This window comes from Candidatus Villigracilis vicinus (assembly GCF_016702885.1).
Lineage (GTDB): Bacteria > Chloroflexota > Anaerolineae > Anaerolineales > Villigracilaceae > Villigracilis > Villigracilis vicinus.
The window spans coordinates 37,449-64,021 of the sequence record NZ_JADJDD010000007.1 but is presented as its reverse complement, the minus strand read 5'-3'; the positions used below and the strand labels follow the sequence as shown (position 1 = coordinate 64,021).

Sequence of the window (26,573 nt, the reverse complement as noted above, 5' to 3'; positions counted from 1 at the left end):
AAACGGGCAAAAATTAAAACAAATCCCGAAGGGATGACACAGCTATGTCACCCCTTCGGGGTTGAGATCACCTTTTGGTAAGGTCTAAAATCATGTGACCCCGTCGGGGTCATTACTAAAACCCTGCAACCATCGAAACCCCGAACATCAACAACCCAAACAGCAACTGACAGGCGAACAACCCTGCAAACACATAAGCGATATACGTCCAAACCGAGGTCGTGCGTTTGGAAGATTGCGGGTGCAGTTCCTGCCCTTCAGCCAGAGACTTCGCCGAATCCGCTGCCTGCTCGAGGTCATTCATCCAGAATACGCCCGCCGCTTCATCGCTGACGATAAGTTTGTGCCCGCTAAATGAGCGCAGCCACGCTTTGACCGTTTCCTGCATATTGAAGGCAACCGAGCCAGGCAGGATCACCACATCCGCTTTTGCATCCGCCGGGATCTTTTCATTAATATTGAACACCATTACTGGCACACCGGGCGCACGCTTCGCGAACATGGATCTCACACCCTCGCCAAACTTCCCATCGTGGTCAAAAACCAGCACATGGAATTGGGTTTGTTTCTCAGCAAGGACATCTGCACGTGCAGCTCCATCAGAACGCAAAGCAAGCAGGTGATATACCAGCACAACAATGAAAACGATCAATGCCGTCAATTCATTGAGCACATCCGTCCAGAAGTTGGTTGTGCCGCCGCTCAAGGCTGCATTCACCAGGTCAAAGACCAATGTTCCCGCAGCAACCATCCCGCCGATCACGGAAGCGAACAAAACGAGATACAGGTACGACTTGCGGATGATCGAACGCCGGGCATGGTCACCGGTATCCGTGTCGGTCAGTGCCTGCGCCTGCATCGGTCGCCAGGTCATCAGCCAGAGCGGTAAGCCAACCACGAGTGTGGCAATGGCACCAGAAAGCGGCTCACTCAGCCCGCCTGTGCCAAGGTACGCATCCCCGATCGTCAGGTCGATCAAAACCGAAAAGAGGGAGAGTAGCCCCGTCACAGTGGCGGCCAGACCAAGGAGCGAAAGGATGTAGGCATATAAACGATGCTTGCCCGCACGACGGGGAAGGTTTTCATCGAAGGCGAATTGCTGGTTGAGCCACTTGCTGTAATATGCCCAGATCATCCCAAATGGCAGCGCAATGGAAATGGGTCCACCCAGTTTGCGGATAAATTCCAGCCATGCGTCGCCTTCTCCCAACCACTGCAGCAACACCGAGTAAATGAAATTGCCGCCCGCAATAAGGAAGACGATCACACCACCTAGGGTTAATAGATAGAGAAGCCCAAGGCGTAGATAAGACTCTTTTTCGGCAGAGTCAGGCAGCGCGTCTTGCAAGAGCCGCCAGGAGTAGACCCAGATCGGCGCGCCGATCAACATCAGCGCCATCGCATTCACGGCTGTCTCCCCGCCGATATCGCCAAGCACACCGGTTGGGAAGGAAAAGATATAGGTCAGAGCTTGCTGTACGCCATAGACCGTCATCAACAAGCCATACAGCACCCACACAAAACGATGCAAGCGGCGAAGCTCGGCAAAGTTTTCCGTCTCGTTCAAGCTGACCCAATTGGCTTTTAGAATGTTCCAGAAATACGCAGCGATCAGCAGGTTGACGATAATGGCGAGCAGGTTATCCAACCAGGTTTGCGACCCGCCAACCACTGCCCGATAGGCAGAAAGATGTACGGTGGAAAGAACCGTGCGGTTAATGAACGCCAGCAAATTTTGAACCACTGGAACCAAGGTACCAAGCAAAATGCCATACAGGAAAATAGCGCGGATGCTCGCAGAGTTTTCTTCGGCATCTTTCGCAGACGCATTCTGCGCCCAAGCCCAATGGATAAGGAAGATCGGCACGCCCACAAAGATGAGCGCAAGCGCCTGCGCCAGGTTGGTTGCGTTGTTCGTAATATCTTCAGCATTAAGGATGGAACGCAGCAGACCGATGATGCCCCACAGCACAACTTCAATGCTAATAAAGGCAACGGCGTAAAAGTAGAGACGACGAATTGTTTTCATAAATATCCTTCCGTTATTGCGGAGAGCTAGTTAGTGTCCTCGCAATGACGTGGTTCATTAAGGCTGGAAAGGTTCCTGATACCAGTTGTAATCCCAAAACACATAAGGCATTGAACTGACCTTCCAAGTGCCGTCCTGATCCACCAATAAAGCCTGTTCAACAGAGCCAGTGCGGCTGGAAAATGGATCGCTGTATGAATAATAGAGAATCAACTCCACCACGGCTTCATCCCCATTGATACGTGCCTCACCAACATCCAGTCCGGTATTTTCCGGAACAATCATGCCATTCAGGAAAGACTGTCGGAACTCTTCATAGGTGGGTTTATTTTTCAGGTCGGCAAGATAGTCATAGGCTTTTTCATAATCCTTGTTGAACACCGCCAGCGCGTAATTATGCGCCACACCCTCTGGGGTATCTTCTACAAGATATTCCCGCTTGTCCTGACGGGTGAAGAAAAGGGTCAGAGCCAGAAGCACCAATACTCCAATGCCGACCAGAATACCTGTTAGAAATTTATCCTGTTTCATATTAAAACTCCTTCGTTTGCAATTTAACTGTACTCTATAATGACGAAATTTACATTCTAAAAGTTTCTCACTTGAAGCCTGCTTTCTTTCACCTTATACTCATTGGAAAGGGATATCCTTAAAAGAACCATGAGTAAAGAATCATTAAGCTTTCAGGCTGCCATTGACGATTTCAACAACGCCCGTCAGCGCGCCTCCATTCAGGAAGTCATTGCGAGATTCACGGGCAAGTCCAACCAGCTTTTATCCTACAATGATGTAGCGGAAAAACTCCGGCTGCAAAGCCGCACCGAGCGCGGCATCCAAAACATTCCGCTTGATGCCATCGTCGGCAGTGTGGGGCGTTATACCGATTTCACCCGCACCTTCCTGCCGCGCAACGATCATGACCGCGAGCGTTGGGCACGCGTCAAAGCCGCCATGGAAGGGAATATGGGGTTACCGCCTATTGAGGTCTACAAGGTCGGCGAAGTTTATTTCGTAGAGGATGGCAACCATCGCGTCTCCATTGCGCGGCAGGAAAAGCTCACAAGCATTGAAGCGCACGTCACTGAATTCAAGACCGACATCAACCTGACCTCCGAGACCGATCTCGACGATCTCATCGTCAAATCCGAATACATCGAATTTCTGGATAAAACCGGCATCGCCGACTCACGCCCAAACGTCGATCTCAACGTCACCATCCCCGGGCAATATGCCAAATTGATGGAACAGATCAACATCTGCCGTTACCTTAATGCGGATGGTAAACAAGCGGAACCTTCGCTTCAAGACGCCGCCGCAAGCTGGTATGACACCCTATACATTCCCCTGGCTGAAGCCATCCGCGACCGCGACCTGTTGCAATGGTTCCCCAAACGCACCATCACCGACTTGTACATTTGGATCTCGGAAAACCGCGCTGCCCTCGAAAAAGAACTCGGCTGGGAACTTCAGTCTGATGTTGCTGCAACTGACCTGATCTTGAAACAAAGCGTCACTTCTGAATCCGGGAGCTGGCGCAAAGCACGTACGATTGCCCGCTACACTGACCATCTTTTTGATGACATCCTCATCCCGCTCAGTGGATACGAAGGAAGCTGGGACGCGCTCGAACAAGGTATCGTCATTGCCCGGCGCGAGAATGCCCGTCTGCACGGATTGCATATTGTTGAAAGCAAAGACGATGTAGAAAGCGAACAGGCACAAGCGATCAAACAACGTTTTGCCCAAGCCTGCAAAGATGCCGGTGTGCAAGGCAGTCTGGCGGTGGATGTAGGCGACATTACCCAAAGGATCATCGAACGAGCCATTGTCACCGATCTGGTCATTGTAAAACTCACCAATCCGCCGGGCTCCGGGCTTTCCGTATTGAATTCTCCCTTTCGTGCCATGATCGAAAGAGCATCCCGCCCGCTGCTCACGGTCCCTGCCCGGGCAACCCCCATCGAACGTGCCCTGCTCGCCTTCGATGGTTCGGACCTATCCAAAGAAGCCTTGTTCGTCGCCGCCTATCTCGCCGAAATGTGGAAGACCGAAGTAACAGTATTCACCGCCCGCGGAGATGGAAAACTCAAAGCCGATGTGCAGGAATATGCCCGCCGTTACTTTGAATTCCATGAAGTGGAAGCAAAATACATTCTCAGTGAGCAGAAAGAACCACGCCACCTGACCGATATCGCCGCCGAATATAACACCGACCTGATCTTGATGGGCAGCCATAGCGGCAACAAACTGCAACAAGTGCTGGTCGGCAGCATGGTGGATGCCACCCTGCGCGAATCGACCGTGCCAACCTTCATCTGCCGTTAATCCCCCCTTTGATATACTTCATTCATCTTTCCAGTCAAGGAGAATTTTTATGACCGTATCCGCCTCTCGTTGGGATTTGTCCAATGTCTATCCTGCTCTTGATTCAAAGCAGTTCAAGTCTGCCATCAAAAAATACAAGTCTCTGTTGGATGAGCTTGAAGCCTTCTTAAAGAAAGCCGAAAAAGCGAACGCCAAGACCGACCCCAAAAAGCTTGGCAAACTTCTCGGTGAATCCACAGACCGCTTCAACGCTCTCCTTGAACTTTCAAGCACCATTGGGGCTTATATCTACTCCTTCATCACCACCGACTCACGTAATAAAGAAGCCATGCGCATTCTCTCGGAATATGAACAGATGAGTGTACAGGCAAGTGTGCTCAATACAAAGTTCACCGCCTGGGCAGGCACACTCGGCAAACCCGCCATCAAAAAAGCGGTCAATACCAATGTCTCTGCCAAAGCCCACGAATTCATCTTGTTTGAAGCGGCGGAGCAATCCAAATACTTGATGAGCGAAGCCGAAGAAACCCTCGCCGCCGAACTAACCCTAAGCGGCGGCAACGCATTTGGCAAACTGCAGGGTCAGCTCACCTCCCAAATGACAGTGGATTTTGAACTCGATGGCAAAGTGCAAAAAATGCCCATGCCTGCGCTCATTAACCTGCGCTCACATCCTGATGAATCCGTTCGCCGCCGCGGGTACGAAGCGGAAAATATCGCCTGGGCAGGCGTACAAGAAACGCTCGCTTCCTGCATGAACGGCGTCAAAGGCGAGGCGATCGTCCTCGATAAAAAGCGCGGACGAGAAGACAACCTGCATGCTTCCATTGATGTTGCCCGTATGGACCGCAGCACCCTTGAAGCCATGCTCAGCGCAATGAAAGATTCATTTCCCATGTTCCGCCGCTACTTCAAACACAAAGCGAAGTTGATCGGCAAGGAACAACTCGCCTGGTGGGATCTCTACGCCCCGCTCGGAAAAACCGACAAGGTGTATTCGTGGGATGAAGCCCGCGACTTCATTGTGGAAAACTTCAACAAATTCTCGCCTGAGTTGGGCGCCTTTGCCAAACGCACCTTTGACAACAATTGGATCGACGGTGAACAGCGCGAAGGCAAACGCGGCGGCGCATTCTGCATGGGCGTACCCGCAGTAAAGGAAAGCCGCATCCTCGCCAACTTTGACGGCTCGTTCGACCAGGTCAGCACGCTGGCACATGAGATCGGGCATGCTTTCCATAACGAATGCGCCTATCAAGCCGACAAGACCGAGCTTCAGCAAGCCACCCCCATGACCCTTGCCGAAACCGCCTCCATTATGTGCGAGACCATCGCCACTGAAGCCGCATTGGAAAAGACAAGCGATCCACAGGAAGTGCTTGCCATCCTTGAAGCACAGATGAACAATGCCTCACAGGTGGTAGTGGATATCTATTCGCGCTATTTATTCGAGAAGGAAGTTTTCGAGCGCCGCGCAAAATCGGAACTCTCTGCCGATGAGTTAAATCAGATCATGGAGAATGCCCAGAAAGCCACTTTCGGCGATGGGTTGGATGAAAAGTACCTGCAAAAATTCATGTGGACCTGGAAGCCGCATTACTACCGCACCGATACATCCTTCTACAATTATCCATACGCCTTTGGTCTGCTCTTTGCCACCGGTTTATACGCCGTCTACCAAAAGCGCGGCGCAGATTTTGTGCCCGCCTACAAAGAACTACTCGCCTCGACCGGTCAGGTACCTGCAGCAGAACTCGCCGACAAATTCGGTATCAATATTCGCACCAAAAAGTTCTGGGCAGATAGTCTCGCCATCATCGGCAAACGCGTGGATCGTTTCTGTCAGTTATAAATACCAGCCCAGTTGGGAGAATGTCTCCGCAACAGCCATTGGATCACCATGAAAACCAAGAACATCTTCCTGCCAATTGCCCTCCTGCTATTTGCCACACTTGCCTGCAAGGCACTCTCGCAACAGGCAGAAGCAACCCCCACCGCCATCTCAATCGACACGGAGGCTCAGATTCCGCTCACCGAAGCCGATGTTCCGCGGATCAACGTCAAAGAGGCAAAAGCTGCGATGGATGCCGGGCAGGCAATCCTTATTGATGTGCGCAGTGTAGATGCGTACGCGGAAAGCCATGCACAAGGTGCCATCTCCATTCCGCTCGAAAAGTTCGAATTCAACATTGCCAACCTTTCGCTGGAGAAGAGCCAATGGATCATCACCTATTGCACCTGACCGAACGAACACACAAGCGCCCGTGCGGCGTTCCTACTCTTAAATAACGGCTACGAAAAAGCGGATGCCCTGCTCGGCGGACTTCGCTCCTGGGTGGAAGCCGGATATCCCCTCGCTCCACAGCAATGATAATAAAAAAGCGACTTGCTCAACACAGCAAGTCGCTTTTTTATTATGGTCGTATCGCTTACGAAAACGCCTGCAGTCCTGTCTGGGCGCGCCCAAGGATCAGGGCATGGATATCATGTGTGCCTTCATAGGTGTTGACCGCTTCCAAATTCATCACATGCCGGATGATGTGATACTCGTCTGAGATGCCATTGCCGCCGTGCATATCACGTGAGGTGCGGGCGATCTCCAATGCCTTACCGCAGGAATTACGCTTGATGAGCGAGATCATTTCAGGGGAGACCTTATCTTCATCGATAAGACGACCAACGCGCAACGTACCCTGCAAACCCAAGGTAATTTCCGTCATCATATTGGCAAGTTTTAACTGCATGATCTGATTCGCCGCCAGCGGACGTCCGAACTGCGGACGATCCAACGTATATTGCCGCGCTGCATGCCAGCAGAATTCCGCCGCGCCAAGTGCGCCCCAGGCAATGCCATAACGAGCCTTGTTCAAACATCCGAACGGACCTTTGAGTCCCTTCACTTCGGGGAAGATATTTTCTGCCGGGACGAAGACCTCGTCCATCACGATCTCGCCGGTGGCACTCGCCCGCAGACTGAACTTCCCTTCGATCTTCGGCTGCCTTTTAGAATAAAGCCGCTTCATGCCTTTTTCCAAGATAAAGCCGCGAATTTCGCCATCAAGTTTTGCCCAAACAACGAATACATCCGCAATCGGTGAGTTGGTGATCCACATCTTATTGCCATGCAAAATGAAACCGCCATCTACCTGCTTGGCTTTGGTTTCCATGCTGGCAGGGTCACTGCCATGATTGGGTTCAGTCAGACCGAAGCAGCCGACCCATTCTCCGCTGGCGAGTTTTGGCAGGTATTTCTTGCGCTGTTCTTCGGTGCCATAAGTAAAAATGGGATACATCACCAGCGAACTCTGTACGCTCATCGCAGAACGATAGCCGCTGTCCACACGTTCCACTTCGCGGGCGATCAGTCCATAGGCAACGTGGTTCAAGCCTGCGCCGCCATATTCTTCAGGGATGGTCGAGCCGAGGAAGCCCATGGTCCCCATCTCGGTCATAATTTCGCGATGGAAAACTTCATGCCGGTTGGCTTCGAGGATGCGCGGCATGAGCTTATCCTGGCAATACTTGCGCGCTGTGTCACGGATCATGCGTTCTTCATCGGTCAGCTGGTCGTTGAGCAGAAAGGGATCATCCCATTTGAACGTTTGTTTGGACATAAGACCTCGGGTAATTAGTGATTGGTAACAAGTACATAACGATTGTATCAAATGTCAGAGTAGAGGAAATATCACAGAAAACAGAAACAGTTCAAAGTTTATGAGGAAGCGAAACAAAAAGAGGATGCACTTTTCAGCACATCCTCTTCAAATTACTACTTACCAATTACCAACTATGCAGAACCCGTTAACCAGCCGCGGAGTTCCATCGCCTTGACCACACGGTCGATGGCGACCATGTACGCCGCATCGCGCATGTAGACCTTTTCCTTCTCACTGCGGTCGAACACGCTGTTAAAGGCGGAGGTCATCTTCTCATCGAGGCGTTGGAGGACTTCATCCTTGCTCCAGTAGAAGTTCATATCGTTCTGAACCTGTTCGAAGTAGGAGGTCGTCACGCCGCCGGCGTTGCAGAGGAAGTCGGGGATGTTGAACACGCCGTTCTTCTTGAACACTTCATCGGCTTCAGGGGTGGTCGGACCATTCGCGCCTTCAGCAACGATCTTGACGCTCTTGGAAACCTTCTGGACCGTATCGCCGTTGACCTGTCCTTCGAGCGCGGCAGGGATCAAGACATTGCCTTCGAATTCGATCCATTTATCACCATCATCCACCTGGTAACCGGAGTCCATCGCCTTCTTCTTATCGATGGTGCCGTATTCATCCACGATGGAAAGCAGGAAGCGCGGGTCAATGCCGCCCTTCTTGCTATAGGTGTAGGCTTTCTTGTCATGGCGGTCGTAGCAGGAAACACAAGCCACGGTTCCACCGAGAATTTCAACGAAACCGATCGCAGCATACTGCGACACGTTACCAAAGCCCTGAAGCACAGCAACGGATTTCTTCGGATCGATGTTGAGGCGCTTCATTGCTTCGCGGACAGTGTAGATCACACCGTACCCGGTAGCTTCGGTGCGCCCGAGGGAACCGCCGCCGCCAAGGGGCTTGCCGGTGAAAACGCCGGGGGTATATTGCCCAACGAGCTTGGAGTATTCGTCCATCATCCAGCCCATCATTTGCGGAGTGGTGCCTACATCGGGAGCGGGCACGTCATTGCGTGGGCCGATATTCTTCCACATGTTCCGTACCCAACCGCGGCACAGACTTTCTTTTTCATTGACAGACAAGGTGGAGGGGTCAACGATAATGCCGCCTTTCCCGCCGCCGAGCGGGATATCCGCCACGGCGCATTTCCAGGTCATCCATGTGGCAAGCGCGCGCACAGTGTCGAGCGTCTCAGCCGGGTGGAAGCGAATACCGCCCTTGTTGGGTCCGCGGGCATCGTTATGCTGCACACGGAAGCCCTGAAAGACTTTGAGCGAGCCATCATCCAGGCGAACCGGAATGCGGAAGGAAAATTCACGCATCGGCCAACGCAGGGTTTCAGCCACGCCAGAGTCGAGCTTCAATTGCTTGGCAACTGCATCAAACTGCTTTTGTGCCATTTCAAACGCATTGATCTGTCCTGACATTTTTTTACTCTCCTTGGGTAGAGATTTAGAAAAAAATAAGCGGGCACCCCGGACGGGGTCCCGCTTTATACACGGCGTATGTACAATTGTTGGGTCATAAGTTTATCCAATAAATCACAATTGCCCTGAAACTTTACCACGAGAAGCAAGCCAAAGTCAATATGACAAAAATCCAATTATTCTCGGTAAAAAATGCAGATTTTCCTTGAAAAACCCAACCGACCCAAATTAGATGCGATGCCTCTTAGTGCTCAATGAATACCCGCACACGCGGACTTTGAAAAAGCTGTTGAAGCGATTATGCTGTTTTGCGACGCTCGAAAAATGCGTTCACCCGGCGGCGATGTTCATCAAATTTGCTGGCTTCCTCTTGCAAGACGCCTTCGTAAGTAAGCACCTCTGCAAGGTTGGGATAATATGCCTTATTGAAGGCTTTCTTCCCCAATGCAAACGCCTCACGTGGACCTCGCGCCACTTCCGCTGTCAATTCATCCACCACCCGTTGATAGTTAAAACCACCAAGACGATTGACCATGCCCCATTGATGCGCAAGCTGGGCAGGGATCGGTTTATTGGTATAGAAATATTCCTGTGCGCGCCCCAAGCCAATGTATTTTGAGAGGAACAGGGAAACCCCAGAATCCGGTGCAAGGGCAATGCCGCCAAAGCCCACTACGAAATATGCGCTGGTTCTGGCAATACGCAGGTCACATGCCAAGGCAATGCCGAACGCAGCACCGGCGCAAGCCCCATTGACAGCGGCAATGACCGGCTTGCCCATCTCGCGGATCTGTAGAATGAGCGGGTTATAGGTCTTCTCCAAATGCTCGCGATAGGAGATGGTCTCACCCTGTTTCATTTCACTCAGGTCCTGCCCGGCACTGAAGGTCTTGCCTGCGCCGGTCAACACCACGCAGCTTACCTGTGCGTCAATTTCTGCGGAGGCAAGGGCGTTTTGCAATGCCTGGGTCATTTCGAAGTTAAAGGCATTGGCGCGTTCGGGGCGGTTAAGGGTCAGGGTCAACGTACCAGATCGGAGTGTGGAAAGAAGCGTTGTCATTGGTTCCTCAAAAGAAAAGTGACAGTCATGATGTGACTGTCACTTATTTTATACCTTTTATTCGCCAGGGTAGTCGTCAAATTGGTCATCGTCGCCGGGGTCGGCTTCGAATTCCACTTTCTCACCGTCTAGATAGACCCACAGCAGCAGGACGTGTCCGTCGTTGGTTTCCACATTGCGAGCGGCGAGAATGGGGGCGGTCTGTTCGAGCCCCGCTTCGCTGCGATAGTGCAAGTGAATGGAGGTTTTGTTATGCCAGGCGTTATAACAGCGCTGTACCAAAGCGGGACCGTTAAAGGTGCGCAGGCGAGTAAGTGCAGGAATGGATAAATTCGGGCTTTCGTTCAAGCCCATTGCCCAACCGTCGTTGACGTGCTCAAAGATCGGGGGCGGTCCTTCAATGATTGTGATTCTGTCATCCATATAAAATTTACCTTGGCGGGAATATACCACAAGTGGCTTGCCGAATCGTTTCAGATTTTTATCAGAATCCCGGGGCAGGACAAATTGACCATTGTCTTTTCAGAGGTAAATGTGAAAATATGCGCATACCAGATATGGAGGCAGGACATGAAAAAATTCGTATTTTTGTCACTTCTGATCGTCAATTCACTGGCATGTGCCACCCTTGAACGAACCTTTGGGGCAGGTGAAACGCCCACAGCCATTATCTTCAGCACTCCGGTTTCGCTGGCAACCTCCACACCGCTGGCTGCCACTCGAAAAGAAACCTCTGATGTATATTGTTCTTCAGATGTCCCCGACGCCGTATCTGCTTATAACCAGGGCGTCACCTATGAAAGTGCCGGCAATGTGGATGCTGCCATTGCTGCCTACCGCCAAGCCATTGAACTGGACCCAACCTACTGTGACGCGATGGACAACCTTGCCTTGTTGCTGCGGCAAACTGATCAGGTGCAAGAAGCGATCATCTGGTATCAGGCATCGATCGTGATCGCCCCGGAAAATGAAGTGTCCCATTTGGGGCTTGCCAACACCTACATGACTCTTGAGCAGTATGACAATGCACTCGAAGAATACAATTATTTATTAAAGCTGGATGTCAACAATCCGGAAGGATATTACGGTGCAGGCAGGGTGTATTTTGCCGAAGAGAATTATCAAGAAGCCGTGGCTCAATTCCAAAAAGCCGAGGAGCTTTATTTGGCAACAGGCTCTGCCTATCTTGTCGATGCGCAGACGTATAGCGGATTCAGTTATGTGCTGATGCAAGATTATGAAAACGGGCGGGATTATCTCGAAAAGGTGTACCCGCAAATGCAGGATAATGCCTACGTGAATTACTACCTGGGGCAATGCTATTACTATGGCAAATCCATATACAATGAGGCGCTGGCAAAACAATACCTCATTCGAGCCCGCGACCTTGGAATTACCTTGGAACCCGAATTGGAAAAATTCATCAATACTCCATGAGCAAACTCACCCCCAAGATCATTTTGGAAGGTACACGTCTGACCTTTAAGACCGACATTGCGTTTGCATTGAATGAGCATCCGCGTATTGTTGGTCCGCGCAAATATAAGTACCACTCGCCGCTTATCTCCGGTGAGTGGTGTGCATTCACCAATTTTCCCTGGGGGCGCGGGTTGATCAATTTCGAGCCGCAGGAAGAAACGCTGGCAATGGAAACCTACGCCACCTGGCTCAAACTATTCGAATTGCAGCGCTACTATTCATGGATCGTGGACCGCTTTCATCTCTCCACACGCATGTATCAGTTGATGACCTACAACAAGAACTATGACTTCACATGGCTGGAAGAACGCTTGCTGCCGCTTAACTTCCGCCTGGTGCTGCTGACACGTTCCCCCGAATCGTTTGCCGCCGCCCGCGCCGAACGGCTGAAGGTCTCAGGGAATCCTGCACAATACGATAACCTGGACCTGTTCGTGGAAGAACAAAAAATCATCCGCAACCTATTCGCTGAATCGAACCTGCCGAAGATCGAGATCGATATTTCAGACAACAATATTCCCGCCGCTGTGGAGCGCATCGCCGATTGGATGGAATCCACTGGTGGGTTATATATGGCAGAATGAGCAGTATCTCGGTATACTTGCGCGCATGGCTATCCCAGAGAAGATCGGACGTTATGAGATCAAAGGCGAACTAGGACGCGGCGGTTTCGCCACTGTTTATCGCGGGTATGACCCGCGCTTCGAACGGGAAGTTGCCATCAAGTTCCTGCCGCCCGAGTTGATCCATTCCGACCCGCAGTTCCGTTTACGGTTCGAGCGAGAGGCGAAGATCATCGCCCAATTGGAACACCCCGCGATCGTGCCGGTCTATGATGTGGGTGAGGAAAACAATCAGCCTTATTTTGTGATGCGCTACATGAATGGCGGGTCACTCTCGGAACGCATCAAAGCCCGCACTTTTAGCATCGAAGAAACCGTCAAGATCATCGAACAGCTCGCACCAGGGTTGGATGAAGCACATTCCAAAGGGATCGTCCATCGCGATCTCAAACCCGCGAATATCCTTTTCACCAACAAGAACGTCCCGCTTATCTCCGATTTCGGCATTGCCAAATTCAGCCAGGGTGAAACGACCGGCAATATGACCGGCTCTGCCATCATCGGTACCCCTGCCTATATGGCACCCGAACAGGCTTCCGGTGATGTAGTGGATGGGCGAGCCGATATTTATGCACTTGGCGTCATTCTCTACGAGATGGTTACAGGCAAGCAGCCTTATCAGGCGGATACTCCGCTTGGGCTGGCGATCAAACACGTCACCGAGCCAGTGCCACGCATTCTCGAAGCCAACCCCAACCTGCCCCCGTGGATGGAAAAGGTCATCTCCACGGCAATGGCAAAGAATAAAGATGACCGCTTCGCCTCTGCGGTGGAGCTGGTCGAAACCATCAAAGCCTTCCTACGCGGCGAGAATCCCGATATCCATTCGAACTCCACAGCAAAGATATCGCCATTCAACAAGACTGCCACCGTCAAAAAACAAAAGTCTTCAAACGGACCAAAACGCCGCACCCCGGTGTTTGCAATCCTTGCCGGGTTGGTAGTGCTGGGAATTATCGGCGCGGGCTATCTTCTCTTAAGCGGAGGCAGGTATCAGATCGTATTCGATTCGCCGACCGCCACGGTCATCAGTGGACCTGCCACAGATACTCCACAGCCGATCGTCATCCAATGGACTGCCACTCCACTCGCCGCGCCAGTCGAAGCCACCGCAACCACATCCAGTTCCACTGGTTTGCCCGTGATCGGCGGTGCGGATAAGATCGCCTTCGTGCGTGAAAACGATCTCTGGACCATGAACGTGGACGGCAGTGACCGTAAACAACATACCAACGATGGTCTGCCAAAATTCAACCTGCAATGGCTGCCAGACGGCAAGACCATTCTGTATATGACCGGCAAAACGGTCAAGACCGTCAACATCGAAACCGAAGTTGAAGAAGTCATCATCAATTACATTTCAGCGGAATATTTTGAAGGCTTCAGCGTTTCCCCCGATGGCAAGAAGGTTGCCATCAGCGCCAACCGCGAACTATTCATCGTGCCTTACGATCTGTTGAAACTGCGTTTCGCCACACGTCGCAGCGCCCTGCTGGAAATGGGCGGTTGTTTGTTCAATCAGATCCCGATCAAGGATATCCAATGGTCCGATGACGGGACACGCCTCGCCATGGAATATATTGCCAACTCAAGTGGCGTTTTTGTAGATGCCATTCGGGTCGTGGATGTGCAAAACTGCGAAGCCATCTCCACATCGAACTTGGATGATTTCCCGCCTGGGCGCTTCCAATTTGCCGGTGAGATCACTAACTTTGATTGGGATGGCGACCTGTTATTCTTCCTCAACAGCAACATCCGCAACAATGGTTTCGGTGATATGGTCTTCTATAATTCATTCACCCACAAAGCCGAACCCGCTGCGCCATATGAAGGCAACTGTTGTTACCGTGATGCTTCATTCAGTCCGGATGGCAGCCACGTTATTTTTGCCTTTCAAGATATCCGCCTTGGAAGCACAAGCCCGACCAATCTTTATTTGATCGCCGCAGATACGACATCTGTCCCCCGCAAACTTGAGCCGCTGCCTCTGCCTGATAATTTCTTCTCGAACCGCAGCGATGCGCCGCAACCCATCATGCGCCCGGTACAACCCTAAACCGCCGCCACAATCTCTTTCACCAAACCGGGTCCGCGATAGATCAGCCCCGTATAGACCTGCACCAACGCCGCTCCCATCTCGAGGCGGCGTTTTGCATCCTCAGGACTCATGATGCCGCCCGCACTCACCGTGGGAATCTGCCCATTCAAGCGTTGGAGTGTCTGACGAAGAACCGCCTCGCTCTTAACTGTGAGCGGACTGCCGCTCAACCCACCTGTCTCTTCCCGATGAACAGACCTCAGCCCATCACGTCCCAACGTTGTATTCGTAACGATGACTCCATCCATGTGTGTGCCCAAGATGGCTTCGAGCGCATCATCAAGCTCGGCATCGGATAAGTCTGGTGCCAGCTTGACGAGAATGGGAATGCGTTTCTTGTATGTCTGCTGCTCAAGCAGGCGTTGTTGGTGCAATTGACCAAGCAACGCTTCCAGAGCTGCGCGTCCCTGCAAACTGCGCAGCCCCACCGTATTGGGCGAGCTAACGTTGATGGTGAGGTAATCTGCCAAACCTGCAAAATTCTGGAGCAAGGCAAGATAATCGAGCACAGCTTCTTCGTTGGGTGTGTCTTTGTTCTTGCCCAGATTCACTCCAAGAATGGTGTTCCATGTTGGCAGGGGTTTCTTCTTTCGGCTTGGCATGCCAGTAACACGTTCGAGCCAGTTCGAATGCAGGTTGGGGTTCAACCGCAACTGCATGAACTCTGCGCCGCGTGAAGGGAAGCCCATACGATTGATGACAGCATCGTCTTCCAACAAACGAAACACTCGCGGAGAGGGATTTCCGGGCTGCGGTTTGGGCGTCACCGTTCCTACTTCCACATGCCCGAAGCCCAATGCCGAAAGCCCGCGGACAGCAATGCCATCTTTGTCATATCCAGCCGCCAGCCCAACCGGATTCTTGAAGGTCAGCCCAAAAACGGTCACTGGTTTGGGTGGAACGCTGTACAGCATCGCAAGTAGTTTTCTAGAGGGCAAAAAATTACCGGCAATGCGCAATGCATTAAGGGTCAGCGCATGGGCACGCTCAGGGTCAAGGCGAAAGAGGGTGGGACGTAAGAACCGATACATCATTTTTAGTTTAACCTTTTATTCGAGTCTACAGAGGATCCTTACCAGCCAAGAAAAGCCCGGATCTGATCAAAGTGTGTAATGATGAATGCCGTCCCTGGAAGCAGAATGGTATTGATCATCAGCAAACCGACCCGCATATCAAAAACACCTGAGTTTGCGCTCTTCACATGGTCGTAATACTCTGCCATGGCTTTGAACTGATTCCAGCACGCAGGGTCATCAAAATGATTTTCAATATCCAACGATACCATCTCGGCGCGTAATCTTTCAAGAACCACATCCCGGGCACGGCTCACAATGCGTGAAAGCGAACTCTGACGAAAGATGAAGATCCCTGCCAGGGGCAGCATGTAAAGCAAAGAGGAGGGCAGCAAGGGAATGCGTGCATATACCATAAAGAACGTGCCAAGCGCCGCATATACGCTCAAGATATATGCCGAGTCGCGAATCACCGTGGAAAGGTAGCGGATCGAAGGGGACATCTTCGGGTCCACCTCATATAGATCGATATGGTAACGGCTAAGGATCAGCGGGAAAAGCATCAGAGTGATCAAAAGATATTCGGCTGTACACATCAAAAAATAACCACTAAACAAGGAGAGCGTTGTACTAAAACCCATCATCCCATGAATCAATATCTGCATTGGGTAATGGTATGGCATGATCACGGCAAGAAAAACTAATGAAAAGAATAACGTCCATGCCGTGCTGTTAAACCTGCGCAACCAGCGGTCCAGGTCGAGGATATCTTTAGGCTGGCTCATCGAGTCGATCACATAATCGAACAGGATGCGATAAAGCATCAGGTGCAGCCGGGTCACTAAAAAAATGCTAAACCAGAAAAAAAAGATCGTCAGGAATGCCAGTAACAACCATTCCTTAAAGACCTCAACCCCATCCGAGTAATTCAATAGATAAACGGCAACCAGGTGAATGGAAGACAAAACCAGATAGGCAGATAAGGTATTTTTAGGAAGACGGGGAATGGTGCGATGAAGCCACTTGGAAAGGCGCTCCGCCAGAGGATCGTACTCGCCGTTGGCAAGTCTTTGTTTTAGTTCTGCACGCAGTGTTGAAAGGTTGGTTTGCACAGACATAAAAGTCTCAATGAATGAACCTGCCGATAAAATCGACAATACGGTCAAATTGGAACAATAAGAAGGCGATCAAGGGAAGAATGAATGAATTGAAGAGCAACGTCCCTGTACGTGCATCGAAGATCCCCGCCTCAGCGTTCTTGACGCGTGTATAGTATTCCAACATGGCTTTATACTGACCATAAACAGCAGGAGCATCAAAATGATGCTCAACATCCAGTTTTTCCATCTTTGTTCGGAGTCGCTCGAGGGTTGTCCAACGCGCCCGCCCAACGATGAGAGAAAGCCCGATCTGCCTAAATACGAATATCCCCAGCAAAGGCAGTAGGTAAAAAATCCCTGTTGGGAAAAAGGGCATTTTTAGAAGATAGACCAGATAGAATGTAAAAATGGTAGCATAAATGCTCAAGCTGTTAGACGAGTTTCGAATGACGAGTGATAAGTGATACAGGGAAGGGGAAATACCCGGATCAAGCTCATACAGGTCTATCTCATAACGACTGAGAACCAGTGGGAATAGCATCAATGCCAGCAACTGATGCTGTACAATGCTCAACGGTATATAAGCGCTCATGGAAACTATGATCGAGCCGATTCCCGGCGAGTCATGAATGGCAGTAAGAAATGGAAATTGATATCCAAACAAAAACACCATAAAAAAAATAAAAAATACAAGTACCCATTTAAAATCGCTGGCTCTTTTGATCCAGCCATCCAGTTTCAATATATCGCCTGGCTGAGGCATGGCATCCACTACATATTCAGACAGGACTTTATATAACTGCCGATACAGATCAGCATACAGAAAGACTCCCCACCAGAAAAGAAAACTTGAAATAAAAGTAATAACTGCCCAATCTTTCCATGCCTCGATCCCATCCAAAAAATAAAGAAGGTTTGAGCATAGGAAATGCAACAGGCTCCAAAAAAGAAACGCAGAAAGGTTACTTTTGATGAAGCCCGGAAAGATACGGCGTGGAATCATGCTCAAACGCTCTGAAAGCGACGCATAGGTTCCGTCGGTGAGTTTCCGTTTCAAGTCCGCTCGTAAAGCGGACAAGTCGGTGGATGAAGGCATTTTCCCTCCCATGGGATACACTCAAAGCCTAACTTGTTCTTTATCTTATTTCAGGAATGTCCGGGTAACTTTTTCCAAAATCTGCGTGCAGGTCCGCCTCCATCCGGATATTCCGTGATCGTGACATGTTCAGGATACAACTCAAAAAGGATATATCGTTCCGCCGGTTTGTAAGGCGAGACGCGCTCCGCTGCACCGCGCAAGGCTGCATCTTCGATAAACACCGCCCTGCCTGAGAGAAAAACCTCGCCGCTTGTACCGCTTGTATCAGCAACGGAACAATGCAAAGCAAAGCGCGGGTCACGGCGAAGGTCTTTTCCTTTGGGTGAAGTGGGTTCCATGAAAACGAAAAAATGTCCCTCACCGATGATCGGTGTGAATGGATGCACACGTGGCGAGCCATCTTTACGACTCGTGGCAAGATATGCAACTTCGTTATGCAGCCGCGCTCTTGCAAAGTCAGCAAGCTCTGGGGCTTGGGTCTCAAAAATTTTCCAGGACATTAAGCCTGCTTCAAAAATGCCCGGGTCTCTTCGATCTTTTCTTTGGAGACCTTGCCGTTCCCCTCCCAATGAGTCAACAATTGGGTGATGGTCAGCACGGCATGCAGAGTGTACCCTGCCTGCTCCAATGACTCTTTCGCGCCGGATTGCCTGTCCACCAGGACGACCACATCCTTCACTACCAGACCAACCCCGGTCAGTTTTTCGATGGCTTCGAATTTGCTGCCGCCAGTGGTGGCAAGATCATCGATCACAACAACCGTCTCACCCGCATGGTATTCACCTTCGATCTCAGCTTTGGTGCCATATGTTTTCACTTCCTTGCGCGGATAGATCATGGGGTACCCACCCCGCAAAGAGACCGCCGTGGCGATCGGGATCGCCGCATAAGGCAGACCAGCAATCCGGCTGAACTTTAGCTCTTTTAACAAAGGCAGATATGCCGCACCGATCTGCTCCAGTAATTTTGGAAATGAGATGATATAACGCAGGTCAATATAGATGGGCGATTTCAGCCCGGACTTGAGCGTAAATTCGCCGAACTTGATACAGCCCGCTTCAAGGAGTCCGTCGGCTAGGGCGGTTAAGGTTGGGTCGGTAATGTTCAATTCATTGTTCATGATGTCTCCTATTTTTTCATTTCACGTTTGACACGCAATATCTCATCGCGTATCTCTGCTGCAGCTTTACCGGGGTTATCAGCACGGGAAATGGCACGCGAGATGGGCAGCAATATCCCTTTGCCATCTGCCCGCAGACCTGCTTTGAGGGTAACTTCCAACTCGCCGCCTTGAGCGCCAACACCAGGTGAAAGAAACCATAAATCCGGCACGGCAGCGCGGATCATTTCCATGATCTGGGGGTGAGTCGCACCGACAACAAGCCCTACGTTATTCTTCTCATTCCATTGTTGAGCAAGTTTGGCAATGTAAATATACAAAGGCATGGGCATATCTGAACCCATTGGCATGACGAGTAGATTCTGCACATCCATTGAACCGGCATTGGAGGTCTTGCACAGCAGAAAGACACCCTTCTGTGAATAACCAAGGAACGGCTCAACTGAGTCTTTTCCAAGATATGGATTCAACGTAATGCAATCGGCGCCGAGGTGCTCAAAAGCAGCCTGGGCATATGCTTCAGCCGTGGAGGAAATATCGCCCCGCTTCGCATCCAGGATGATGGGGATGCGCGAACCCAACCGGTCTGATTCTGCGTTGATGGCTTCAATCACCTCTTTGAGAGCCGTCCACCCTTCGGCGCCGAAGACTTCAAAGAAGGCAACGTTGGGTTTGAAGGCTGCAGCGTAGCGCGCGGTCTGTTGAATAAGATTCAGGCTGAACTTTAGCGCAGAAGCGGCAGTGGGGCTTGGGAGGTCGGAGATGTGCGGGTCGAGTCCCACACACAAAAGGGAGGAACAATCGTCAACGCGTTTTTCAAGAAATGAGAAAAAAGTTTCCATGGTGCTCCTTATGAAAAGACCCGAAAGGTTTTGATAACCTTCCGGGTCTTATTTTACTCAATGAACGTATCCCACTTGCTTGATTTGTCCGTGATCCAGGTTTTGAATCCTGCTGTCAGTTGGTCCCAGTAGGACGGGCTCCAAATGTCTGCGCCGTAGCCATTGCACTCGGGCAGGAAAAATTCGAAGGGAATGGTATCGGGCAAATTGCAGACTGGGGAAGGGCTGCCATTTACAGAATTCGGAGCGCTGCCTTCACGAGTGTTGCTGAGGTTGGGTGTGGGGGTGCAATCTTCGAACCAGGCATTGCCGGGGTTGCCATCGGGCAGGCGGCAGAAAGAGCGGTCTTCCGTACGGGCAAAGTCATAGGTGAAGGCATCATAGATCTTGCCGTTTGAGTTGATCAGTCGGACGGTTTCGCCGCCATCGCTGAGCAGGAGGTTGGTCTGTTTGCTGTAATAGATAATGCGCTCACCGGGCTTGAGCGTACCGGAGGGCAGGCTGAACGAGGTGGAGCCGAGCTTATCCAGCTTCCAACCACTGAGGGAAATGTCTACAGCGGTCAGGTTTTTGATCTCGATGAATTCATCAAAGACATCTGTTGCGCCGTCTTGATTCCAGTCAAAGCCGGGGCGCGCGAGGATCTCGTTGATGATGGGCCGCGGCTCAACGACCAGACTGGCGGGTGCGGATGTGGCAGTGGGTGCGCTGGTGGTTGTTGCTGTGGCGGCGGCTACAGGCGAGTTGCTGCTTTTTGGGGTACCAAGAATATCGCCGCCGTTGGCGTTCTTACCGTTACGCTTGGCACTGGTATTGGTGTGCCAGGCGCTATCACTTTCAGCGGATGCCCCTGTTCGCTCCATACTTTCATATGTGGAACTACTGCCCTTGGGCCAGGCACCACCATTGCCGTTGGCTGTGTCGATGACCGTATTGGCGCCATCCAGAAGTGATAATGCCTCCCCGCTATTGGAAAGGTCGCCAGTGTATATCTGGTCTGCAAGAACATCCGACACGGTATTATCGTTATCGCGCTCAAGCAGGAAGTATGCGCCCGCCGCAATGGTGCCGTTGAGAGTGATGGCAGGCGTACCGTCTGCTGATTTCAACGTCCAGCCGGTAATGTTGATGCTGGCATTTGTAGTGTTATATAACTCGATCCACTCGTCATCTGTCAGGCTGGATGTTGTTCCCGACCAGGCAACTTCGTTGATGATAATGGAACGTGCGCTGGACGCAGAAAAGGTGACCGAATTATCGGCAGATGTACTGGCTGAGTTATTGTTACCAGAAAGGTCAGTAACCCGGTTTGCTGCTATGGAGGGGACAAGCGTTCCATACCCCGAAGAAGTGGCGGCAAGAGTAAATATCTGATTAGCGCCCGAGTTGGTAATGCTACACACAACGCTGACAGCTGTGCCGGTTTGGGTTATATCGGCAGAGGCAAATGTGGCAGCGTTGATAGGCTCTGAGAACTGAACAGTGAAATTGATGGGCAAGGCACTGGTTGGGTCAGATTGGGTACCCGGTTGGTTAATGGTCACCGTGGGAGGGATGTTGTCAATAAAAGTAACGTTATTATCCGCGCTTGTGCTTGCCGCATTGTGATTACCTGCCCTGTCTTTAATCACCACAGATGAATCCGTACCGGCATTAAGACTTGAGATAAGCGTCCCGGCGCTTGAGGCAACGGCAGACAATGTAAAGTTCTGGTTATCACCTGAATTGGTTAGGTTCCAGGTTACCCCTAGTGCCGTGCCATTTTGCCGAATGTCTGCAGCAGTGAAGGTTGTTGCATCGATCGGTTCGCTAAAGATAACCGAAAAAATTACAGGGAGTGTATTGGCGGGGTCGATTTGTGTACCGGCTTGATTTATGGTTACTGTGGGTATTGTATTGTCCAGATCGTATTGTTCGTCTGTGGCGGGCTGGATATTCGACAATGCAACCCCGCCAACATCTACGATATTTTGAGCGCCGCTCAAGTCCAGACTGACCGTTCCATTAAAACTTGCCAAATTCCCACCGGATACTTTCAGGTCATAGATCCTGCCGTTCTCAAGCTTTGTGATCGTTGTGATCGTTGCTGTGGTTGTGCTTACCTTTATAAAGTCGCTGGCATCAACATTCAAAACTGCTTTATTGAACGTTGCCCGAAAGACCAGTTCATCTGCATTAGTAAATTGAGAGGCGGGAGTCTGGCGGGTTAACGAAAGCAGGGCAGGACCAGCAGATACCGTATCGATACGAATATCTTCATTGCTGCTCAATGACCCGGGAGCTCCGGGCTTGGGCAGCAAAAGAACGGCGTCCCCGCTTGCACCCACGATCGTGCCACCATTCAGTGATAAGGCATTGACTGACGCATAATCCAGATCGGTTGTACTATCTCCTGCGCCGACCGTGTAATTAAAGGTCAATACATTGGTGCCGCTGCCAGATGCGTACTTCGCTGTCCGGTCTGTCGCACCGGTTTCGATCAACAAAGTCGGCACCCCGGTTACGGTAACGATATTATTGAACGTCAGTTGAATATCAATAATGGCAGCACTGGTATCAACAAAGGTGATGGGACTCACTATGGAAGAAGTAGCATTTACAACCGCCAGGCATGGAACGGCAGCACTGGAAAAATTCTGCGGGTTACTGGTTGCTGAGTTAAGAATAAAGTCAGCAGAGTTGTTGTCGGTATCCTTACAACTTCCGGCGCTACCGCCAGACTTGCGCTCATAGCTCTGGTTGACAGTAGCATTAAGGGCGGAAAGCGCAGTCCCTTCTTTGTAAGTTGTATCCACGCATAAGCCCGCTTGGTCAATAACCCTGGCAGAAGCATCCACCAAAGCCAGTCCTCCATCGTCTGCCACACCAGCAGTGGTATAGGTCAGGTCTGGAGTCACAAATCCTGAATATGTACCTGATTTTGCTACAAGATAATATTGCCCCGGAGCAATATTAACAGCGCCAATGGTGGCAAGATCGGTCAGGGTTGTGCCGCAACCGCTTGATTTTCTGATCTTCCAGCCGTTTAAAGCAATACTCCCCCCGCTCGCATTGAATATCTCTATGAACTCATCATCCGCCCCATTGGGTCCGCGTGTTCGAAACTCACTGATGAACACGTTCAACTCGTCCACCGCCCTCAATGGTTTTGCACCCACGTCCATGCGCGGAGAAAATACTCCCGCGCAAAAGGTCATGAGCAGAGTCAGAAGGAGGGCGAAACGGGAAAACCTGTTTCGGTTTGGCATAAGCAGGGTAAGGCGCAGCGTCAGCTCACAGGCAGGTAAACCCCACAGCGAAGCTTGAGGCGCATCCGCGCACGAAAATTATACCCTTGGCTGGCACACGTAATCCACCCTGATTTCGCAAAATAAATAAGTTAAGGGTGGGTGCCATCTTAGAAATGGCATCCACCCTTTATTTGTTAAGCACTAGGAAGAACACGCGGCTCGATCACCAGTTTAATGGCGGTTCGAACCTTATCCTCGATCTCAACATCTACGAACTCAGGGACGCAGGCAACTTCGATCCCATCATTCTTGAGGTAACTGGTGGCAAGCACCAAAGCTTTGACTGCCTGATTGACGGCGCCTGCTCCGATGGCTTGCACTTCTGCCCGTTTGTGTTCGCGAATCACCCCGGCGATAGCCCCGGCGACTGCAGAGGTACGGGAGTTGGCTGAAACTTTGATCATATCCATGGCAACCTCCCAAGGTTGGCAAAGTGGGGACAATACTTACTGTGTGGATTTTACAGTAATCCCTTAATGGATTCAAGCAGTATATAAGTATGATAATGGTTTCGTAATAATAGTAGGGGGTGTGGATAGTGTGGATAACCCAATTCAACCCCTATATATGGATGAAGTGCATGCGCATCACCCTACGCCTTTGGTTGGTAGCGCTAATTAAACTTTACATACACTGTGGGTGTATGTTGGATAACTTATCCACATCTCTTGCGGATGAAACCGGACTTATACAGAATTTTCCATATCTTGGATTTTAGGAATACCACCCCCCAGATATGGGGGTGTGCCCGAATTGAGTTGTCAGACCTTTTACCTTCAAAAAGCCGGTGTTGTCCACAGGGGAGGGGACTTTTCCACAGATTAGTGGCACTTATCCACAGGTTGGAGGGCTTGGGTAGATATTCTTGTCTAAACAAATAGCCCAAGATATGGGGTTTGGTACAGATATTTCGGATAGTTATACGTGCAATATGTGAAGAATGGCACAGAACACCCCTTACCTTTATCCACAGATAGAATCAACACTGTGGATTCATCTGTGGAGCAGCTTCACTTTATTCGTTAATTCTGAGGCGCTTTCCTTATCTACCTACGGATGTTTTTTCCGTACCCTGCTTCTGCCAGCACTTTCCCATCTTCAAAAGCCGTCTTTCCGCGCAGAACAACCTTAGTCACTCTACCTTTTACCTTCCAACCTTCAAAGGGAGTCCAACCACAGCGGGTGAAACTCTCAGTGGCTTTGATCTCGTAAATGGCATTCTCATCTACTTCCACCCAGGTTTCGGGCTGTTCGGGCAGGTTGAAGATGCGTTTGGGGTTGTTATGAAGCTTTTGCCTAATATCTTCGACGGTTAATCGTCCATCATCTACAGCCGTGAGTAATAATGGAAGCATCGTTTCCAAACCGGGGAAGCCCGGAGGCGGATTCTCTCCATCTTTCTCTAAAAGTGTATGTGGAGCGTGGTCTGTGGCAAAGCAATCGATCACATCCAGGTTTGTCCACAGGCTGTGGACATCTTCTTTTGTAGCTAACCTCGGGCGGACTTCGCCTCTGCCGGGGTGCTCATGTGATATTGCAGGGATATCTTCCGTTGAAAGAAACAAATGATGCGGGCAAACCTCGCAGGTAACCTTGATGCCTTTTTCTTTTGCGGCTTTGATGAGCAGTATTTCCTCTTTTAAAGAAACATGTGCAATATGAACGGGATGGTCGTAGATTGTGGAAAAAAGGATCGCTGCAGCTAATGTGCGGCTTTCTGCGTGCATTACCATCGGCGCCGACTTGGGAAACGTTTGGAAGTGAGGCATCCACAGGGTCATATCGTCGAGGCGCAGCTCGCCAAACGTGGAGTCGAGGTACATCTTTAGCCCGGCAGCTTTCGGCGCGAGTGCGGCGGCAATATCTGCATTATCAGGACCTGCACCGATGTATTGACCATAGTCGCAGCGGGCTTTGGCTTTGGCGGCATCCAGCGCGAGAGTGAGGGTGGCTTCATCGAATATGGGCGGTTTTGTATTCGGCATGGCGAGGAGGGTGGTCACTCCACCGGCGAGGGCTGCCTGAGTGACGGTGTCCCAATCCTCTTTGTGAGTGGCGCCTGGTTCGCGTACATGAACATGCGGGTCGATCAATCCGGGAAGTTTTAGCATGCGGCGAGTATAAGACGAAACGCTGCGAACTGTAAACGGAATTTGTTCACAGATATTTTTAACCGATTCGCAGTATGATATTAATGTAAGCATTTCGAAAAAGATTAAATCTCTGTAGAATTTCAGGGGATGTATTTTCAGGAATACAGGATTTCCGCGTAACGTCAGTCTCGGAATGCTGTTGTATATACCAAACTCAGACCCGGAGGTTTTACCATGAGCATTGGAAAAATCAAATGGCAAGCGATCGTTGCCAAGTATGCATACCCCGAAACCTGGCGCAGTTTGTGGCAGGTCTTTAATTCGGTCATTCCCTTTTTTGTGTTGTGGTACCTCGCGTACTTCAGCCTGCAAGTGGGCTATTGGTTGACACTGCTGTTAACCATCCCCGCTGCTGGGTTCATGGTGCGGATGTTCATCATCTTTCACGATTGCTGCCACGGCTCGTTCTTCGAGAGTAAATTGGCCAATGACCGCCTCGGGCTGCTGCTCGGCGCTGCGGTGTGGACTCCCTACTACAACTGGAAACATTCACATGCGATTCACCATGCCACAGCCGGTGATCTCGACCGCCGTGGTGTCGGTGATGTATATACCATGACAGTAGAGGAATATCTCGCCGCACCCTGGTACAAGAAGGTCGGCTATCGCATCATGCGCAATCCCTTGATTCTCTTCACGGTCGGGGCAACGATCGTGTTCGTGCTGACGCATCGTTTTTGGGATCCAGGCGCAGGAAAGCGCGAGAAGAACAGTGTGATCTGGACGAACCTGGCATTGCTCGGTTTTGTTGGTTGGACGATCCACATCATTGGCTGGCAGGCGTACGTGCTGGTGGAACTGCCCATTTTGTTAATGGCATGCGGTGCGGGTGTGTGGCTGTTCTATGTGCAGCACAACTTCGACCCCACGTATTGGGAACGCCATAAGGATTGGAGTTTCTTCAATGCCGGTATGGATGGCAGCTCCTTCTATAAACTTCCCAAGGTCTTGCAATGGTTCACGGGCAATATCGGTTTTCATCACATCCATCACCTCAGCCCGAAGATCCCCAATTACAAATTGGAGCAATGCCATAAAGAGAATCCCATCTTCCAGATCGAGCCGCTCACCTTCCGCGATAGTTTGAAGTCGTTGTACTTCCGCCTGTGGGATGAAAAAGAAAAGATGCTCGTCGGCTGGAATGCGATCAAGAAATACAGGATGCAATCGCAGAAGACCTCGTAATCCTGCTGTTTACATGGAATCAAAAAAAGGTGACTGATGCCGGGATGGCTCAGTCACCTTTTTTTGACGCT

At 50.8% G+C, this 26,573-nt stretch carries 22 protein-coding genes; 7 read left to right on the top strand and 15 right to left on the bottom strand.

Annotated elements, in window-relative coordinates:
• Positions 1–115: 115 nt before the first annotated feature.
• On the bottom strand, positions 116–2,029 hold the full coding sequence (locus tag IPG80_RS07345; protein ID WP_345104561.1) for a DUF5671 domain-containing protein: 1,914 nt from the start codon (positions 2,027–2,029) through the stop codon (positions 116–118).
• Between the two features lie 57 nt (positions 2,030–2,086).
• Positions 2,087–2,560, bottom strand: coding sequence for a hypothetical protein (locus IPG80_RS07340; RefSeq protein ID WP_345104559.1), 474 nt, complete (start codon positions 2,558–2,560; stop codon positions 2,087–2,089).
• A 129-nt stretch (positions 2,561–2,689) separates the two neighbouring features.
• On the opposite strand from IPG80_RS07340, the gene IPG80_RS07335 reads away from it, so the two are divergent.
• The 3 genes from IPG80_RS07335 to IPG80_RS07325 are packed head-to-tail and all read left to right on the top strand — an operon-like array spanning position 2,690 to position 6,596.
• Positions 2,690–4,354, top strand: coding sequence for a universal stress protein (locus IPG80_RS07335; RefSeq protein ID WP_345104556.1), 1,665 nt, complete (start codon positions 2,690–2,692; stop codon positions 4,352–4,354).
• Positions 4,355–4,403: 49 nt separating this feature from the next.
• On the top strand, positions 4,404–6,206 hold the full coding sequence (locus tag IPG80_RS07330; RefSeq protein WP_345104553.1) for a M3 family oligoendopeptidase: 1,803 nt from the start codon (positions 4,404–4,406) through the stop codon (positions 6,204–6,206).
• A 48-nt stretch (positions 6,207–6,254) separates the two neighbouring features.
• Complete coding sequence (locus IPG80_RS07325; RefSeq protein ID WP_345104550.1) at positions 6,255–6,596, top strand: rhodanese-like domain-containing protein; 342 nt, start codon at positions 6,255–6,257, stop codon at positions 6,594–6,596.
• Between the two features lie 187 nt (positions 6,597–6,783).
• Here IPG80_RS07325 and IPG80_RS07320 read toward each other — a convergent pair whose 3' ends face one another.
• From IPG80_RS07320 to IPG80_RS07305, 4 genes are all read right to left on the bottom strand, one after another.
• Positions 6,784–7,968 carry an acyl-CoA dehydrogenase gene (locus IPG80_RS07320; RefSeq protein ID WP_345104547.1) on the bottom strand — a complete coding sequence of 395 codons (1,185 nt, stop codon included), beginning with the start codon at positions 7,966–7,968 and terminating at the stop codon, positions 6,784–6,786.
• Between the two features lie 173 nt (positions 7,969–8,141).
• Positions 8,142–9,440, bottom strand: a complete 1,299-nt coding sequence (locus tag IPG80_RS07315; protein WP_345104544.1) for a Glu/Leu/Phe/Val dehydrogenase — start codon at positions 9,438–9,440, stop codon at positions 8,142–8,144.
• A 298-nt stretch (positions 9,441–9,738) separates the two neighbouring features.
• Complete coding sequence (locus tag IPG80_RS07310) at positions 9,739–10,500, bottom strand: enoyl-CoA hydratase-related protein (RefSeq protein WP_345104541.1); 762 nt, start codon at positions 10,498–10,500, stop codon at positions 9,739–9,741.
• A gap of 57 nt (positions 10,501–10,557) precedes the next feature.
• The gene (locus IPG80_RS07305; protein WP_345104538.1) at positions 10,558–10,923 is read right to left on the bottom strand and encodes a hypothetical protein; all 366 of its coding nucleotides are present in this window, start codon (positions 10,921–10,923) and stop codon (positions 10,558–10,560) included.
• Positions 10,924–11,070: 147 nt separating this feature from the next.
• On the opposite strand from IPG80_RS07305, the gene IPG80_RS07300 reads away from it, so the two are divergent.
• From IPG80_RS07300 to IPG80_RS07290, 3 genes are read left to right on the top strand one after another with little or no spacing between them, the layout of a single operon-like run.
• Positions 11,071–11,937, top strand: coding sequence for a tetratricopeptide repeat protein (locus IPG80_RS07300; RefSeq protein ID WP_345104536.1), 867 nt, complete (start codon positions 11,071–11,073; stop codon positions 11,935–11,937).
• Entirely contained in the window at positions 11,934–12,563 is a 630-nt protein-coding gene (locus IPG80_RS07295) for a hypothetical protein (RefSeq protein WP_345104533.1), read from the top strand. The genes IPG80_RS07300 and IPG80_RS07295 overlap by 4 nt, the downstream gene beginning before the upstream one ends.
• A gap of 25 nt (positions 12,564–12,588) precedes the next feature.
• A complete protein-coding gene (locus tag IPG80_RS07290) occupies positions 12,589–14,658 on the top strand; it encodes a protein kinase (protein WP_345104530.1) in 2,070 nt (689 codons plus the stop codon).
• Here IPG80_RS07290 and IPG80_RS07285 read toward each other — a convergent pair.
• From IPG80_RS07285 to IPG80_RS07245, 9 genes are all read right to left on the bottom strand, one after another.
• Complete coding sequence (locus tag IPG80_RS07285) at positions 14,655–15,734, bottom strand: quinone-dependent dihydroorotate dehydrogenase (RefSeq protein ID WP_345104527.1); 1,080 nt, start codon at positions 15,732–15,734, stop codon at positions 14,655–14,657. The two genes, IPG80_RS07290 and IPG80_RS07285, sit on opposite strands and share 4 nt — an antisense overlap.
• Before the next feature lie 38 nt (positions 15,735–15,772).
• On the bottom strand, positions 15,773–16,831 hold the full coding sequence (locus IPG80_RS07280; RefSeq protein ID WP_345104524.1) for a hypothetical protein: 1,059 nt from the start codon (positions 16,829–16,831) through the stop codon (positions 15,773–15,775).
• Positions 16,832–16,838: 7 nt separating this feature from the next.
• On the bottom strand, positions 16,839–17,909 hold the full coding sequence (locus tag IPG80_RS07275; RefSeq protein ID WP_345104521.1) for a hypothetical protein: 1,071 nt from the start codon (positions 17,907–17,909) through the stop codon (positions 16,839–16,841).
• Positions 17,910–17,959: 50 nt separating this feature from the next.
• Complete coding sequence (locus tag IPG80_RS07270) at positions 17,960–18,412, bottom strand: pyridoxamine 5'-phosphate oxidase family protein (protein WP_345104519.1); 453 nt, start codon at positions 18,410–18,412, stop codon at positions 17,960–17,962.
• Positions 18,412–19,032, bottom strand: a complete 621-nt coding sequence (gene pyrE / locus IPG80_RS07265; RefSeq protein ID WP_345104516.1) for an orotate phosphoribosyltransferase — start codon at positions 19,030–19,032, stop codon at positions 18,412–18,414. The genes IPG80_RS07270 and pyrE overlap by 1 nt, the downstream gene beginning before the upstream one ends.
• An 8-nt stretch (positions 19,033–19,040) precedes the next feature.
• Positions 19,041–19,874, bottom strand: coding sequence for an orotidine-5'-phosphate decarboxylase (gene pyrF, locus IPG80_RS07260; RefSeq protein WP_345104514.1), 834 nt, complete (start codon positions 19,872–19,874; stop codon positions 19,041–19,043).
• Between the two features lie 53 nt (positions 19,875–19,927).
• Positions 19,928–23,122 (bottom strand): lamin tail domain-containing protein, encoded by a 3,195-nt coding sequence (locus IPG80_RS07255; RefSeq protein WP_345104510.1) that lies wholly within the window; start codon positions 23,120–23,122, stop codon positions 19,928–19,930.
• Between the two features lie 176 nt (positions 23,123–23,298).
• Positions 23,299–23,574, bottom strand: a complete 276-nt coding sequence (locus IPG80_RS07250) for a stage V sporulation protein S (protein WP_345104508.1) — start codon at positions 23,572–23,574, stop codon at positions 23,299–23,301.
• A 636-nt stretch (positions 23,575–24,210) separates the two neighbouring features.
• Positions 24,211–25,275 (bottom strand): amidohydrolase family protein, encoded by a 1,065-nt coding sequence (locus tag IPG80_RS07245; protein WP_345104505.1) that lies wholly within the window; start codon positions 25,273–25,275, stop codon positions 24,211–24,213.
• Between the two features lie 216 nt (positions 25,276–25,491).
• Here IPG80_RS07245 and IPG80_RS07240 point away from each other — a divergent pair, with 216 nt between their 5' ends.
• Positions 25,492–26,502 carry a fatty acid desaturase gene (locus IPG80_RS07240; protein ID WP_345104503.1) on the top strand — a complete coding sequence of 337 codons (1,011 nt, stop codon included), beginning with the start codon at positions 25,492–25,494 and terminating at the stop codon, positions 26,500–26,502.
• Positions 26,503–26,573 lie beyond the last annotated feature (71 nt).